The sequence below is a fragment of the Bacteroidota bacterium genome (assembly GCA_008933805.1).
Lineage (GTDB): Bacteria > Bacteroidota > Bacteroidia > UBA8524 > UBA8524 > SB11.
Genome location: WBUH01000003.1, coordinates 259,452 through 276,969, shown reverse-complemented (window position 1 = coordinate 276,969; position 17,518 = coordinate 259,452). Strand labels below are relative to the sequence as shown.

At 41.0% G+C, this 17,518-nt stretch carries 9 protein-coding genes; 5 read left to right on the top strand and 4 right to left on the bottom strand.

Annotated elements, in window-relative coordinates:
- Together F9K23_05115 and F9K23_05110 are read right to left on the bottom strand one after the other, a co-directional pair.
- Nucleotides 1-1,610: aminomethyl-transferring glycine dehydrogenase subunit GcvPA (locus tag F9K23_05115; GenBank protein KAB2917763.1), on the bottom strand; the 1,610-nt coding region annotated here is incomplete at its 3' end.
- Nucleotides 1,611-1,730: 120 nt separating this feature from the next.
- Nucleotides 1,731-3,611, bottom strand: coding sequence for an AAA family ATPase (locus F9K23_05110; GenBank protein KAB2917762.1), 1,881 nt, complete (start codon nucleotides 3,609-3,611; stop codon nucleotides 1,731-1,733).
- Nucleotides 3,612-3,779: 168 nt separating this feature from the next.
- On the opposite strand from F9K23_05110, the gene F9K23_05105 reads away from it, so the two are divergent.
- The 5 genes from F9K23_05105 (at nucleotide 3,780) to F9K23_05085 (ending at nucleotide 12,289) form a co-directional block, all read left to right on the top strand.
- On the top strand, nucleotides 3,780-4,808 hold the full coding sequence (locus F9K23_05105) for a lipase family protein (protein KAB2917761.1): 1,029 nt from the start codon (nucleotides 3,780-3,782) through the stop codon (nucleotides 4,806-4,808).
- A 403-nt stretch (nucleotides 4,809-5,211) separates the two neighbouring features.
- Nucleotides 5,212-5,937 carry a polyprenol monophosphomannose synthase gene (locus F9K23_05100; GenBank protein ID KAB2917760.1) on the top strand — a complete coding sequence of 242 codons (726 nt, stop codon included), beginning with the start codon at nucleotides 5,212-5,214 and terminating at the stop codon, nucleotides 5,935-5,937.
- A 257-nt stretch (nucleotides 5,938-6,194) separates the two neighbouring features.
- A complete protein-coding gene (locus F9K23_05095) occupies nucleotides 6,195-7,508 on the top strand; it encodes a hypothetical protein (protein ID KAB2917759.1) in 1,314 nt (437 codons plus the stop codon).
- Nucleotides 7,509-7,749: 241 nt separating this feature from the next.
- Complete coding sequence (locus F9K23_05090; GenBank protein ID KAB2917758.1) at nucleotides 7,750-10,041, top strand: LruC domain-containing protein; 2,292 nt, start codon at nucleotides 7,750-7,752, stop codon at nucleotides 10,039-10,041.
- A gap of 13 nt (nucleotides 10,042-10,054) precedes the next feature.
- The gene (locus tag F9K23_05085) at nucleotides 10,055-12,289 is read left to right on the top strand and encodes an LruC domain-containing protein (protein KAB2917757.1); all 2,235 of its coding nucleotides are present in this window, start codon (nucleotides 10,055-10,057) and stop codon (nucleotides 12,287-12,289) included.
- 79 nt (nucleotides 12,290-12,368) lie between these two features.
- Here the strand turns inward: F9K23_05085 and F9K23_05080 are convergent, their stop codons facing one another.
- A complete protein-coding gene (locus F9K23_05080; protein ID KAB2917756.1) occupies nucleotides 12,369-14,714 on the bottom strand; it encodes a penicillin-binding protein in 2,346 nt (781 codons plus the stop codon).
- Nucleotides 14,715-14,716: 2 nt separating this feature from the next.
- Nucleotides 14,717-17,410 (bottom strand): tetratricopeptide repeat protein, encoded by a 2,694-nt coding sequence (locus tag F9K23_05075; GenBank protein ID KAB2917755.1) that lies wholly within the window; start codon nucleotides 17,408-17,410, stop codon nucleotides 14,717-14,719.
- Between the last annotated feature and the right edge of the window lie 108 nt (nucleotides 17,411-17,518).

Below are 17,518 nucleotides of genomic sequence, written 5' to 3'. Positions count from 1 at the left end.
TGTGCCAACGGTGCAAACGGATGCAGTTGGTTAAACTCAGGCCATGTAATGGGTATCATTTCGGCGGTAGCATTCAGTTTCATGGTACAAGAACCCAATGAAATCATACTGTGCACTAGTGAAAGGTCTTTAGCTTCCAAACGCTTAATGTAGCGCAGCATTTCATGCTCGGTGTGGTAGCTGTTAAATACCGGATGAGTAAGGTAAGCGCTGTTACGCACAAACTCATTTCCCCAAGTAAGGTCTACATTGTTGGCAAGGGCTTTCACATCTACAGTGGTTTTGCCTGCTGCTTTGGCAAACAAATCCACCAATAGTTGTACATCGGCCAAGGTGGTAGTTTCGTCAAGTGAGATACCGATATCACCGTTTTCAAAATAACGGAAGTTTACACCGTTTTCTTCAGCTACTGTGCGCACTTTGGCAGCATCAGCACCGCTCAAACGCAGTGTATCAAAGTAAGTATCGTTAATGTTTTTAACGCCTAATTGTTCCAATGCTGCTGCCAATACTTTGGCTTGGGCATGGGTTTTTTGGGCAATTTTTTTCAAACCGTCTGGTCCGTGGTAAACAGCATACATACTTGCCATTACCGATAGCAATACCTGTGCAGTACAAATGTTGCTGGTAGCTTTTTCACGTTTAATGTGTTGCTCGCGGGTTTGCAAGGCCATACGCAATGCGGTTTTGCCTTGTGCATCAATAGATACACCGATGATACGACCGGGCATACTGCGTTTAAACTCTTCTTTGGTAGCCATGTAACCTGCGTGCGGACCACCATAGCCCAACGGTACACCAAAACGTTGTGAAGTACCCACTACAATATCAGCGCCCCATTCGCCGGGAGCTGTAAGCATGGTAAGGGCAAGCAAATCGGCCAATACTACCACTTTACCGCCGGCGGCATGGGTTTTATCAGCAATCGCTTTGTACGATTTAATATCACCGCTGTTGTTAGGGTATTGCAATACAACGCCCATGTACTCAGCAGTAGGTTCAAATGTTTTATAATCACCAATAACCAGTTCCACATCCAAAGGAATGGCGCGGGTTTTAATTACATCAATAGTTTGAGGGAAGGTTTCAGCATCAACAAACAATTTATTGCCCTGTGCTTTGCCTTTCAAATCCATACACATGTGCATAGCTTCGGCAGCAGCAGTTGCTTCATCCAACAACGAAGCGTTGGCAATTTCCATTCCTGTTAAATCCATTACCAGTGTTTGGAAATTGATAAGGGCTTCTAAACGGCCTTGTGCAATCTCAGCCTGGTAAGGGGTGTAGGCAGTGTACCAACCCGGATTTTCGGTAATGTTACGCAAAATTACGCCGGGGGTATGGGTGTTGTAATACCCCATGCCTATGTAGCTCTTGTATATTTTATTCTTGCTTCCTATGGCTTTCAATGCGGCCAGAAACTCAGGCTCAGCCATTGATGCGGGCAGGTTTAAAGGCTTTGGTGAACGTATGGCCGCCGGCACGGTCTCGTCAATCAATTGGTCTATGCTGTTTACGCCAAGGGCTTCCAGCATTTTGCTCAAATCTTCACTGCTCGAGCCGTTGTGGCGGTTCTCAAAGCGGTCGTAATGATGTATAGGAAGAGACATACTAATACTTGTTAGTTTAAAAATTTCACAAAGTTAATGCTTTGGTTGGTTTTTTAAAGGGGGTGGATAAGTGATGCGAGATTATTCTGCATTGAAAGCTACCCAGTCAACAACAAGTATTTACTCAGATTTTTGCATTTTGGCGATAAGGTTATTTACGAATTCAGTCATTAGGGGGGCGTTACTTTCTATTTCTTCTTTAGTTTTAAAAGTGCTTATGAACTCTTCAGAAAGTTTAATCTTTAATGCATCAAGTTGTGATTTGTTTTGTTGCAAGGTTTTGCATTGATTTTTAATTTTATTGAGAATTGGCTCCTCAGCAGGCAAGTCAAAGTCTTGCTTCATTTCTTTCTCAAAGAACTCTTTAACAAAATCGTTGGGTAACAAATCCTCGATAGTGCTTTTGTGAGGCAGCTCGGATAGAATGTCCTTTAAAGTATAGATGTTTTTTGTCGTATAAATCCCTTTGAAGTTTTTCAAAATTTCAGACTTTTCTCTTCTTCCATCTTCGTCGTCATCAAAGAGAGCTAAGGCATCAACCTGTTCATCAGCCAACAAAGCCATTACATTTCTAACCTTACTGGCACCTCCCGCGGGTTTAATTCCACAACTGAAATTCTCATGTAGCAATTTGAAACAATGAGATATAATTGATTTATCATCACCTCCTTCAACCACTAATATGTTTTGTGGTAAAAGTTCTTTGAATACATTGATACCAAATGCTTTAACAAGAACTTGGTCCTCAAGGGTAGAGATATTTTTGTCAACTTGCTCAATTTTGGTTTGCATTTTTTCTTTCGAAACAATGAAATGCCTTTCTGGAGTGAGTGTGTCAATCATATAATGACTATGAGTTGCTACAATTACATGGTTGTTTTTACCAATTTTCAGAATCTCATCACGCATGTATTTTATACCACTCGGATGTAAATGTGTTTCAGGTTCATCTAAAAGTATTATGTTATTTGACAAAGTATTACTTGAGCTAGATGTTGATAACGTAAGAAGAAGAGAAACGAATTGCTTAAATCCATCACTTCGCTGAGACATATTATAAAATCGGTCTTCGGTATCTTTATCTTCAACAAAAACATTACAGATATTTCCTTCGATGCGAACCTTAATATTAATTTTATGTTCTTTCCATGCATTGTTAATGAAGGCGGTAATACTTTTCGAGAGGGAGTTTTCTAATTGGGCTTTATTTTCAATTTTTTTTAGTGCTTTCTCAATTTGATGTTTTATTTTTTCATCAGTACCATCTCCGTTAATATGAAAAATATTTCTAAGTGGGATAGATAAAGAAGTGTCATTCATAAATGAAAGTAAATCAATGTCTTCATCTATAAGAAATGATTTTTTGGGTTTCCAAAGTTGTATTTTTGGAATTTTAGTTTCAAAAACATTTTCGAATTGGGCGGTAATTAATTTTTCTAGAATTTCTTTTGAAAGGAAGCTAACAGTGGGTATTGATTTTTCTATACTTTCCCGTGATGAGTTTTGAGGGAGTCCGTGCGTTGCAATGAGGTCAGTAATAGTTATTATTTCGGAATCTAACAGGGCATATTTCGCATATGTAATATTTGTTTCAAAATCAGCTAAATATTTTTTTCCGAAATTTTCTTTTTCACTTTTCCATATGCTTTGAGAGACGTTTTTAACTTTAAAAGTAGCACCAAGTATTTTAAAAAGAGGATATTTTTGTAGCAGCCCAGCTTCAAAAAAATTTCTGTCAATTATTTTTAATTCGATACAAACGTCAATGAAAGGAGATTCTTCTTCATTAGAACCTTTGTGAAATGAGTCTGAAAAAACGATGGTTGAAAATTCTGTTTGTGAGGCATTAATAATATCAAGTATTGAACTTTTACCACTTTCGTTTAGGCCTACTAATATTGTAGTACTGCTTTTGTTATCCCCCTCTCCATAGCTATCAATGGGGATCGTTATTTCTTTAATACTTTTATAATTTTTAATAGTAATACTCTTAAGTTCCATACAATGTTTAGTTTATGTCAAATATAATAATTTTGAATATTATTCTTCAATTAGAAAGTAGGTTATGACAACAAGAATTATCTACTCCCAAAAACAGATATTTCTGACCTGTTAGCAACCAACAATAGGGGTGAGATTTGTCCTAATTAAAACCTAATACTTATCAATATGACAACTTCTACTACAAACCCCAACATTGGTACACTGCCAATGATTTTTGCTCTTGCAGCTTACAACGAAAACCCACAATCAGTTCTTGATCAATATCCGGGCTTTACTAATGGCTGGAGTGTTGTTTGGGCTAACAATTACAGCGACCCAAACTTTGCTTTTGCAGCCAGTAATAACAGTGAGTGTATTGTTGCAATCCGTGGTTCTTTGCTTCAGTTTTCTGAAACCGGTTTTGTAGACTGGTTTAAGGAAGATTTTAACGTGTTTAAACAAGATCCTTGGACAACGTTTGTCCCTTCATCAGTGAGCGGCAACTACAATGCCTGTATATCTGCCGGTGCCGGCGACGGCTTGGCAGCTTTGCAAACAATGGTGGATACTGATACTAATGTAACCCTGCCTAATTTTTTGATGGGCATGATTTCATCCTATGATTTGCAGGTTACAATTACCGGTCATAGCTTGGGCGGTAACTTGGCCAGCGTGTTTGCCCCTTGGATGCAATGGTACCTGAATAACGAACCCAGCAGCAAATACTATGGCCGCAATACCCCATACCCGAATATGCAGGTATTTACCTTTGCTGCACCTGCTGCGGGTAATGTTGATTTTGCTGATTACTACAACACATTGTTTGCCGGAAATTCTTTCCGTTTCTACAATACTAACGATGTTATACCAATGTGCCCTGCCAGTTTGGGTTCGGTAGCTAATATGTACAGTGGTGGCCCTGATGCCAATAATATCGGCTTTACTTTGGACGGATTGCAAATTACTTTGCACGACTTTTTTGACGGGGTGCGTGATGCTATTGATTTGGATATGCTTAAAAACGGCTACTTCGGGTATATGCAAACCAATGCAAACGAAGGCAGTTTCTCATTCACGGTGCCAATTGATTCAAGTTATACATCAAATACCCTTGGTGATTGGTTAGAGCAAATCGGCAATCAACATTCAAGTTTAAATTACGTGGCATACTTCCTTGCCCTGCCACAACCGCTTAAACCTGCACAAAATTCGTAATAGCTTGCAACGGTTTAATCTGTTGTACCAACGGGTATAAAGCCCGTCGTGGGAACGGAATGGTACGAGAGGTTAAAACCTATCGTTTTTGTAATTACCGTGTCGTGAAGGACTTAAGTCCTTCACGACACGGTAATTGTATTAGGAGGAGTTTTCAAGCCCCTTGCCTTTTGGTACAGCCCCTTTACTTTTTATAAAGACCTGATTTTATATTAAGGCTAATTTTTGTGCTTAGCAGTGCTTCTTTACGATTGGGCGAACCGGATTTCAGTTCGGGGTTCATTCACTTATTTGATAAATCTTACATTAAAATAGTATAATAAAACGGTTGCGTGACGTTAACGTATTGAAACTTCACCAGTGAATAGCTATTTTCGCGGTTTCCTAAAAAAACACAGGTACCTTGAGTAACAAATTAGTAATCATACCCACGTATAACGAAAAGGAGAACATCGAGAAGATGATTAAGAGGGTGTTGGCTCTTCCTATGGGGTTTGATTTGTTGATTGTTGACGATTCTTCGCCCGATGGTACCGGTGCAATCGTAAAGAAACTTATCGGTGAATTTGACCACCGTTTGCATATTCTTGAGCGCAAAACTAAAGACGGTTTGGGTCGTGCTTACATAGCAGGATTTAACTGGGGCTTGCAACGCAGTTATGAATACTTTTTTGAAATAGATGCTGATTTTAGCCACAATCCTGATGACTTGGAGCGTTTGAGCAAGGCTTGCGAAGAAGAAGGGTATGATTTGGCTGTGGGTTCACGTTATGTGAAGGGTGTGAACGTAGTAAACTGGCCGATGGGCCGTGTGCTAATGAGCTACTTTGCCAGCAAATATGTACGCTTTGTTACGGGTATGAACATCAGCGATACCACCGCAGGGTTTGTTTGTTACCGTCGCAAATTGCTGGAAGGTATCGGCTTAGATAAAATAAAATTCAAGGGCTACGCCTTTCAGATTGAGATGAAATTCAGAGCGTGGAGACGCGGTTTCAAAATAACCGAAGTGCCTATAATATTTACCGACCGTACCGAAGGCCAATCTAAAATGAGCAAGGGCATCTTTTGGGAGGCTATCGTTGGCGTAGTGCAAATGAAGGTTTCAAGCTGGTTTGGTCGCTATTAATAGCTTGCCAACCACTATTTCCATCTAAAAAAAAGTCTTTTCCCATATCTTTTCAGGGTAAAAAACTACCTCTATCTAACAGAAAAAATAATTTTCAATAGGTTGTTGAGTGTATGCCGTATAGCTTGCTAAAACAGCTTGCTGCAAGGCTATTTTGGGTTGCAAGCTGTTGTACAGGCACTATTGTTGCGGTGCTTAAGGTTTTTTACAGAGGCCTGCTGCAAACAGGCTGAGCGTTTACAAAAGGAAGGCATACAATGAGAAAGATGTTTTTTAAAAGTTTTGTTGTTTTGATGGCACTATTTTTTGCGCAGAAAGTGCAAGCACAAAAGAAACCCGACAGGGATTTAAGGTTTAATCTTAACGACGACAGTACCCACTATATAAAAGTTACTTTCACAGCCCAAGTATGGGCGCGATATACCCAAAACAACCCCGGCAGTACAATTTTCGGGTACGATGCTCCCAATACTTTTGATATAGGATTGCGCCGTGTGCGTGCCCAATTATTCGGGCAAATAAGCGACCGGGTATTTTTGTACACGCAGTTTGGCATCAATAACTTCAACGCCATTTCAGCGCGTAAAACACCCATTTTCTTTCACGATGCGTTGGGCGAGTATCACATTACTAAACGCAGTTTGCACATGGGTATGGGGTTAACTGCTTGGACGGGCTTTGCAAGGTTCTCATCACCTTCGGTAGCCTCAATAATGGGGTACGATGCGCCGCTTTTTGAGCAATCTACCAACGATGCTACCGACCAGTTTTTGCGCAAGTTGAGTATTTATGCAAAAGGTAAACTGGGTAAACTAGACTACAGGGTAATAGTGAGCAATCCGATGGCAGCACAAAACAGCACGGTGATTGCCCCGTTGAATGTGAATGCAGATTTCTCGGGCAAGCCTGCCAAGTTGCAATACGGCGGGTATTTTATGTATCAGTTTTTGGATGAAGAAAGCAATACAACCCCTTATATGACAGGAACTTATTTGGGAAAAAAGAAGGTGTTTAATATAGGTGCGGGGTTTCAATACCAACCACAGGCTATGTGGAGACTTAATGGTGCCGACACGGTGTATGAAAACATGGCTCAGTTTGCTGCTGATGTGTACTACGATCATCCTGTGGGTAGCAAAGGAGCAGCTGTATCTGCGTATGCAACGTTTGTAAGCATGGATTTTGGCAAAGGTTACTTGAGAAACCTCGGGGTGATGAATACAGCCAACGGGGTTGCCGCAGGCAGCAATAACCTTAACGGCGGAGGAAATGCTTTCCCTATGATGGGTACGGGTAATGTAGTGCAGGCACAGGCGGGCTATTTATTTCAAAAAGATGTTTTGGGTGAAAAGCACGGCCAATTAATGCCGTATGTAATGGTAATGGCTGCCAAATTTGACCGTTTGGCCGAGACCATGACGGTGTATGATGCCGGGCTCAATTGGTTTATCGACGGGTATAAAGCAAAACTTACCCTCAATTATCAAAGCCGCCCTGTGTTTAGGGCAACCGACCAAAAAGTGAGTGAGCGTAGAAGCATGGTACTAATGCAACTACAAGTAGCTATTTAGAGGTTGTTGTATGTATTGGTTTATCGCAGAGCGTGTTACGGTAGTCGTATTAGGATTATTGGTAGAAAATTACTAAATAATACAAATTATTATAACTTTTGTTAAATTCTGTTTGCATTAAAAATACCTCCGTTTAAATAAGTTATACTACCATATATTAGATTTAACAAAGCAGTTTTATTACTAAGGGGTATTATTGGTGAGGATATTACTTAATAGTTCTCACCTTTATACACACATAATGAACCGTATTAGAGTCACGGGGTTGCTTTGTGCTACCTTAGTTTTGATTGCAAGTTGTAAGCGCGATGCGCCGCAAACCGACAGCCCCTCATCCACCAACGCTTCGGCGGTAACTATCGATGCTAAAGACTTGGTGGTACCAGCTAACTTTAATTTTTCGTCTGAAAAAACCTTAAATGTGCGCGTTAAAGTAGCCGATGCCAAGGCAGGCGAGCGATACGTGATTAAAGTGTATGGGGATGTTCCTTCAACCGGTAAACTGATAAGCACGGGAGCCACCAATGCAAACGGTGAATATGCCAATACCATTCAGATACCAGCATGGGAAGAGTTTATCTACATAGAAAAAATAAACCCCGATGGCAGCAGTCAGTTTGAGAAGGTGAAAGCTAACCAGTTTGCAGCAGCAGTGTTTAATGGCGGGCAAACCAACTCACCTTACATTATTACCAAAAAAAGCTCTGGTATCAGTTGCAGTAGCTGCAACAGCACAGTAACCAACCCTACCGGTTCAGCATATTATGTTGTTGATGATAACGTATGTATTACCGGGAACAATATCGGGGGGCTGAATTTAATTCTTATAGATGCTATTGTAACAATATCAGGAACTATTACCGGCACAGTTAACGTTACTGTGGGCACAAATTCTAAATTAATTGTATGTGGCAAAGGTACTATTAATACAATCAGATTAGATGGTAATGACGCTGCTGTAGTTTTTGTTGAAGGTGCTGAAATTAGCGTTACCAATATGATTAATACTTCATATTACAATATCATAAACTGGAGTGATAGCCTGAAAATAAATAACAGCTACGCGCCACAGTTTATAAATATTGAGAATCATGGCAAAATGTATTTCATGGGTGCAGTAAATTTCGACAACTCAACCATAACCAATAATGGGCAACTATTTTTTATGGGAAGTGGTGGCTTGGTAACAAACTCTTCTGTTAACACAATTACCAACAACAACTATTTGTATGTTGAAAATAATATTGGTAATTACCCTAACAATATAATTACCAATAATTGCCGCCTTGAGGTGAAAGGGATGATAGACAATGAGGGAGAAATTATTAATAAAGGCTATATAAAAGCAGGTATTTTTTTGCAAAATAAACACGATGCGGCATTTCTTGAGTTGAATAATGCTGCAATGATGAGTGCAGGTTCAGTATACCTGAATACAGGTGCTATTAAAGGAACGGGAACAGGCAGGAGCAAAGTGAAAGCCGATTACTCTGAGTTGGAAAAATATTGGACACAGATACCGGTGCTTGAAGGCACATTGGATTACTGTGATGCCAATGGTGTTGAAATTAACATTGGTATTGCGCTCACCTCTTCGGCTGCTTTTAGCTGCGATGGTTATATACCCACCAGTACCTGTAACCCCGAAGGTTTTGGTGCAGCACCGCCACAGGATACAGATAATGATGGTATTTCAGATTTGTTGGATGAATTCCCTAATGACGCCACCCGTGCATTCAACAGTTTTTATCCTAATGCAAGTACCACGGCAACCGTTGCCTTTGAAGATTTATGGCCTGCAAAAGCCGATTATGACTTTAATGATTTGGCACTGGCCTTCAACATACAACAAGTATTAAATGCCAACAACGAAGTAGTTGAATACAAAGTAAAAATGCGCGTAAAAGCCATCGGAGGTTCGTATGTAAACGGTTTCGGTTTTCAATTGGATGAGTTAGTTCCTGCTGATATTGCCAGCGTAACAGGCCAAGTGCTTACCCAAAACCTGATTACCCGTAACGCCAACAATACAGAGGCCGGCCAAAGCAAAGCAGTAATTATTTGTTACGATAGTCCCGAGCCTACTTTGAATCGTGCAGGCGGCTCGATGTTTAACACCGTTAAAACTAACGGAGCAGGCACATCCGACTCTATTAGGATAAACATCGTGTTCAGCACTCCGCAGGCTCCGTCTAAACTAGCTTTTAACAAATTCAACCCTTTTATATTCACCAATAAGAGGAGGGGATACGAAATCCACATGGCTAACTACCGCCCAACGGATTTGGCAAACACAAGTTTGTTCGGAACTTTTGATGATAGGACAAACCCAGGTAACAACAAGTTTTATAAAACAGCCAATGGCCTGCCTTGGGCAATACTGATACCCGAAAATTTTGTATATCCGATTGAAAAGACTCCTATAACAGGCGGATATAACTTCTTTGACGATTGGGCCATATCAGGAGGCAGTGGTTACACCAATTGGTACAACAACAGCCCCGGAAACAGGAACACTAACAATTTGTATTAAAAATAAAAGAGATATGAACCGTATTAAAATCATGGGGTTGCTTTGTGCTACCTTAGTATTGATTGCAAGTTGTAAGCGGGATACTCCGCAAACCGACAGCCCCTCATCCACCAACGCTTCGGCGGTAACTATAGAGGCTAAAGACTTGGTGGTGCCGGCCAATTTTAATTTTTCGTCTGAAAAAACCTTAAATGTACGTGTTAAAGTAGCCGATGCCAAGGCAGGCGAGCGATACGTGATTAAAGTGTATGGTGATGTTCCCACAACAGGTAAACTGATAAGTACAGGGGCAACCAACGCAAACGGTGAATATGCCAATACCCTCCAAATACCAGCATGGGAAGAGTTTATCTACATAGAAAAAATAAATCCCGATGGCAGCAGTCAGTTTGAGAAGGTAAAAGCCAACCAATTTGCAGCAGCAGTATTCAATGGTAGTCAAACAAAAGCACCGTATATCATCACTAAGAAAAGCTCAGGGATGAATTGTAGCACCGGTTGTACCGTAACCTATAACAACCCAAGCAGCAACATTACCGTGGATAGCGGAGATGTAGCCTGCATTACAGGTACAATAAGCGGTTCTATAGATTTAACGGTAAATAAGGGCGGTGTAGCAAAAGTTTGTGCCAGCGGAAACTTTTATGAGGTGCATACATTTGATGACGGTGAGGTCTATTTTCTTGAAAACACCATTCTCACCGTTTATTCTATAATTACACAAGGCGGAAAAATTATAAACTACAGCGATAGTTTAACAACTACATCAGATTATGATTTTTATGGTGGCGGTATTGGCGAAAACTATGGCAAAGTTTATGGTGCAGGTATAAAAGTACTGGATGGTATTTATACAAACAATGGCGATATTATAACTGCCAATGGGCCAATTTTTATTTGGGGCAGTCCTGTATGTAAGTTTATAAACAATAACTACGTAAAAGCAAAAGGGCTGTATGTTACCGACAAAGGAGTGTTAGAGAATAATTGCTTTTTTCAATCTACCGTAAATTCAGAGTCTAATGCAACTATAATAAACAATGGATATTTAAAAGTTGATGGAATATTTACGCAAGTAAGCTGGGGGCCAGGCCAACTTATTCCTTCAATTACGTTAGGCAATAGCGCACAAATAACAGTTGATGAATTACAGTTTATAGATGGGGTAATTGATGGTGCAGGAAGTACTGCACGTAGTAAAATAAAAGTTAACAGTATTACAAATTTTGGAAGCGGAACCACACTTAAAGGTAACGTTGATTTATGTGATGCCAATGGTCTTGAAAACAACGCAGGAACGTTGCAAACTCCGGCATTAGCAAGCTGTGCGGGATATATCCCAACCAGCACTTGCAACCCTGAAGGTTTTGGGTCATATAGTTCTGCCGATACCGATAATGATGGTGTGATGGATAGCCAAGACGAATATCCTAACGACGCTAACCGTGCTTTTAACAGCTACTATCCAAGTGCTGTAACAACAGCCACGCTTGCTTTTGAAGATTTATGGCCAACTCTTGCCGATTATGATTTTAATGATTTGGTATTGGCATTTAATATTCAACAAGTATATAATGCTGATAACAAGGTGGTGGATATTAAAATAAAGATGAAAGTGAAAGCCATCGGGGGTTCGTATGTAAATGGTTTTGGTTTTCAATTGGATGAGTTAGTGCCTGCCGATATTGCCAGCGTAACAGGCCAAGTGCTTACTCAAAACCTGATTACCCGCAACGCTAATAATACCGAAGCAGGCCAGAGCAAAGCCGTTATTATTTGCTACGATAGTCCTGAGCCTACTTTGCATCGCATGGGCGGGTCGATGTTTAATACCATCAAAACAAACCCTCTTTACGCATCGGATTCTATTTATATTAACATTGCTCTAAGCACACCTGTAGAGGGAAGCAAGTTGAGTATTGATAAATTTAATCCCTTTATGTTTACTAATAAACGTAGAGGATATGAAATACACTTGGGTAATTTTAAACCTACAGACTTAGCGAACACATCGCTATTCGGCACTTATGTTGACCGCACAAACCCCAGCAACAATATTTATTACAAAAACAGCAACGGTATGCCTTGGGCAATACTGATACCTGAAAACTTTGTGTATCCGGTTGAAAAGACACCTATCACCAGCGGATATAACTTCTTTGACGATTGGGCCATATCAGGAGGCAGTGGCTACACCAATTGGTACAACAACAACCCCGGTAATAGAAATACGAATAGTTTGTACTAGACAAAACAACTACTCAAACGATAATAAAAAACCACCTGTTTTTGCAGGTGGTTTTTTTATTTATAGATAAATCAGTTTGTTACTTATCAAATAAAGATTGACCGTCGACCCCTCCTTCGCCTGCCTCATCGTCCTCTTTTTTGCAGTCATAAATAAGCCCCTCAGTATCTTTTGGCGGCTCAAAATCGCCCTTACTTATTTTAATCGACTCATCAGCATAGGCACTCTTCATATAATAAGCAAAGATGGGTAAAGCCATTGCTGCACCTTGCCCCAAATCAGTACTGCGGAAGCGTATTTTCATATCGTCCCAACCTACCCAAGCACCCGAAACTAAATCAGGGGTAATACCAATAAACCAGCCGTCGCTGTTGTTTTGTGTAGTACCTGTTTTGCCCGCAATAGGTATGTTGTAATCAATACCATATTTAAAACGTAAACGCGAGCCCGTACCGCCTGTGGTAACCCGTTGCATCATTTTAAGCATCAAAAAGGCTGTTTTTTCATTCAATGCTTCGTGCGTAGGAGGCATCACATTACCGGTAATCATTGCACCGCTTTTATCTTCAATCTTGGCAATAAAATAAGGCTCGGTATAGCTGCCCTTGTTGGCAAAGGTTGAGAAAGCACCTACCATTTCATACAACGAAAGGTTAGATACTCCCAAACAAATCGAGTACACGTCTTCCAAGTGGTTGCGTATGCCCATGCTTTGGGCGGTTTGGCGCACCACTTTTGGCGCATTGGGGTCAAGCTGTTTCATAATGTTTACCGTAACATTATTCAACGATAACGCCAGTGCCCTGTACAATGGTTCCGATTCGGTTTCTTTACCGTCAGAGTTTTGCGGCTCCCACACCGTTCCGTCATCTAAGATGATGCTTGAACGGGTGTTGGGCAAACGCTTACATATATCTTTGGTTTCAGAAACGTATTTTGAGTACACAAAAGGCTTAAAGGTAGAGCCTACCTGCCTTGTGGCATGGATATTTACGTGGTCGAATTTAAAATACTTATGATTGATGCCTCCTACCCAAGCCTTAATTGCGCCTGATTTTGGGTCCATCGACATAAAACCTGTTTGGGCAAAATACTTGTAATACTTCACAGAATCTAAAGGAGTCATTGTTGTATCCTTTTCGCCACCGTGGGTATATATACGCATCTTGCTTTTGCGGTTAAATGCCTTGTTTATCTCATCCTCACTGGCACCATCGGCTTTCATTAGTCGGTAGCGTTCAGTACGTTTTATGGCTAAAGGGATAAACTCGTTGTCGTTGCCCCAAGGTGAGCTGTTTTTCCAGTGCTGGTTAAACGATTTTTGCAAGTCGGTCATGTGTTGATCAACCGCTTTTTCGGCATAACGTTGCAATCGACTGTCAAGAGTTACATATATTTTCAATCCGTCTCGGTACAAATCATATTTGCTGCCGTCAGGCTTGGTGTTTTTGTTAATCCAGCCGTAAAACGGGTTGTTTTCCCAGTAATACTTATCAATCTCGTAAGCATACTTGTCTAAATAATCATCCCTTTCAGGTTCTTGTGCGTTTAGGTATTGCCTAAGGTATTCGCGGAAATAAGTTGCCTGCCCCTCGTTGTGGGTATCATCTTGGTAATTAAGTACAATGGGCAGCACTTTCAATGAGTCGTATTGCTCAGAGCTCAAGTATCCGTAACGTTTCATTTGGTTCATTACCACGTTACGACGGTTCAATGCGTTATCAGGATTAAGCTTTGGGTTGTATTTAGAGATAGCTTTCAGTACTCCAACCAGCACCGCAGCTTGGTCTACAGTAAGTTTATCGGGTGAAGTATTAAAGAATACTTTGGTGGCACTTTTTATCCCGTATGAGTTGCCTGAAAATTGCACCGTATTAAGGTACATGGTGATAATCTCTTCTTTGGTATAACGTTTTTCAAGCTGTATGGCAATTACCCATTCTTTCAGTTTTTGTTTGATGCGCTCAATAAGCGTGTTTGCCCTTGCGTCTGAGAAAAGATTAAGTGCTAACTGCTGTGTAATGGTACTACCTCCGCCCGAACTACGCTGACGAAGAATTACGGTTTTCAAAAATACCCTCCCCAATCCGCGTACGTCAATCCCTGCGTGTTTGTAAAAGCGGGCATCTTCAGTGGCTACCAGCGCATTTAGCAGGTTGGGACTAAGCTCTTCATAGGTGGCGTTTGAGCGGTTTTCGTAATAGTATTTACCCAGCAAAGCCCCGTCTTGGCTATAAACTTCCGAAGCCAAAAAAGTTTGAGGGTTTTCAAGCTGTTGTATATCGGGCAGCTTGCCCAACATACCGAAACTGATACCTGCAAACAGCAGCAGTATAAAAACAGAAAGGGCCATCAGCCCTATCCAGAAAAATAATGCAAACCTCACCAATGGGTGACGTTTCTTTTTGGGTTGCTTATCAGCCATAATTATTTGCTGTAGTAGCGTTTATAAAAACTTAAATACGGACCTAGTTCTTTCATTTTCAACAACTCTGCGTAGTTGTTTGGGGTGATGGTAAGATACTCCGTTTCCTTTTTTTCGATGGTGCCTAAAAACATTGCATGGAACTTCTCAAGGTCTTTTGCGTAGTCCTTAGCTTTATCACGACTTTCAAAGGTACGTATTAATAAAATCCTGTGAGTAGCATTTAACAAACCTGCCACCACCTCAAACTCTTTGCCCGGGTAAGTTGATTCGTTGTAGTTGGCAATTTTAATACGTATAGAGTTCATATCGGCCTTAGCACCGGGTAGTATTACAATGGTATAATGCTGCCCGTCTTGTTCGTATTTAAACAAGTCTTCGCGGGTATCGCGTACTGGTGCCACACTGTTTGATGCAGTATCTTTTATTTCGTGTTTTGAAACAGCATCCAGCAAGTCTTTTGCCCTTTGTCCAATTTCGGTAGCAGGGTATTGCTCTATTATTTTTTCCAGTTCCTTGCGGTAATTCTCTTTGCTCTCAGTTTTACCCACGCTCATGGCATACAGCAACTCATACTTAGGCATCATAGATGTGCCTGCAAGCATTGTATCGGCCACTGTACGGCGACTTTTCACTTCATTGTAGCGGCCGTTTGTAAACAGTCCGTAAGTAGTATTGTAAAAGTCGGTTTTACGCCAATCAACCCCCGCAGTGCCCTTAGTAGTAATTGTACCGTCGTTAACTAACAAGGCGTAATCAGTATCAGGGTATTTGGTTATCAGCAGGTTTTTATACTCAGCGGCTTTTGCCGGGTTATCAGTCTTGTAAATTTTGTGTAGGTAGTAATATGCCCTTGGTTCGTACTCACTGCCCGCAAAGCGTGAAACAAGGGTTTCAAACGCATTAATGGCTTCGGGCATATCGGTTAGTTTTTCAAGATAAATAATACCAATGTTGTAAAGAGCATCCGCAATCTTGGCGTTTGAGCGGGCCTTTTCATCATCAGTAAAAGGAATGTCTTTATAAAACCTGCGTTTTGCTTCGGGTATATCGGCAAGACGTTTATTCAATTCGTCGTTATTTTCGCCACCGTTTACTTGTTGGCTAGAGGTATCAGTATTGCTTCCGCCCGGGTCTTTTTTAATAGGGTCGCTAGGATTAGGCATTGTTGTAAACATATCCTTCTCCTTTTGGCTGTAACGCCAGTCGTCAGTCATTTTACGATTACCCCACTTACGGATAAAATCAGTGTAGCCTATGCTAAGTTGCTGTTGGCTGTAGAAATACCAATTAGAGCCTGAACCTTGTGGTTGAGGTTGTTGGCCGCCAAGGCCGGGCTGTCCGGGAAAGCCGGGTAAACCGCCACCCCCGGGGTTCGCATTTTGCTTGTCTTTTTCTTTTTGCTCCTCAGCCTTTTTGCGTTGTTGTTCCTCTTCTTTTATCCAGCGGTCAACTTTTTTATCAAGATCGGATGGAGATAGGGCAGCCAGCTTTTGCAAACTGTCTTCGCGTGCCACAATCACTTTGTATTTTATCAATTCAGAAAGAACCGATTGTTTCTTGATGATGTTTTTATAATCGTAAAAACCGGGTTCAATTACACGCACAGTGCTATCATAGTACAACTGCGAAAGTGTGTAATCAGGCTTGTTAAAGTAGATATCGGCCATTGCCAAATACGACAAGGCTTGTTGGTTTTTATTGCTTTGAGAGTTTTGAAGCGAAAGTTTAAAGTTATCAATGGCTCTGTCCGTATTGCCTTCGCTTTTCTCAATCATGGCCAGTTGGTAATAAATCTGGTCGAAATAGCTGATGTTCTTATCGTCCCTCAACATACTTCTCAAATAGCGGCGGGCACTGCGTACCTGTCCGTTATCTTTGGGGTCGTAGTTACGGGCAAGACTTATTTTGGCATTGAAGGCCATATCATAGGTAGGGTTCAGTTTCAGTACTTTTTGCAAATAATACTTGGCTGAATCAGGCCTGCCCAAACGTTCGTGCAATTGGGCGGTGATATAGGTATAACGTGCCCTTACCGAGCGTTTTTTAGTTTTTGAAAGTGCAGTACGCATTTCATCCAGTGCAGGCTCGTACTTGTGTTGCTTATTGTAAACCTCGGCAGTGGCGGCGGCAAACATACCTACCAAAGCAGGGGGCAGAGCGGCGCTGTTACGTATAAGACCTGATAATGCTTCGGCATCGTTATAGCGTTTCAGCATAATGTATGATTTTAAAATCCATACAGTGGCTTCTTGAGCTATAGGGGTGTTTTTATACCTGGTGTTGATGTACTGAAAAGTCTCGATGGCGGCGTAGTAATCGGCTTTAAAAAAGTAGGCTTTGCCCACCAGCAGATAAGCATCGTCTACCCATTTGCTCACAGGACGGTTAAGGATAATTTTCGACCCTTTTTTAATCACCTCGTCAAGCGTGGCTTCCTGTGCTTTGGCTTGTTGTTCATCCCCGTATGGGAAAACATCCAACACCTCGTTGTAGTTGTCTTTGTGGTTAAGTGCAAGGTTAAGCTGCACCTCTTTCAACTTCTCCGTGCCATTATAATATACGTTGTACCGCGATACCATGTTTTGGTATTTGCGGTTCATCCAACTGGTACTGTTTTTATTACAGCTAACTGTGATAATAAGCAATGCCGCCAGTCCTAATGCCTTTATATATGTTTGTTTGACTAAGTTCAAAACCTCTTGTTTTCCGTCCGTAAGTACTAACTGTAAAGTTGCAAAATTATTTCATTTAAGCAGATAAATATACTACATAACGATACTTTCGCAATATTAGTTTAGGGT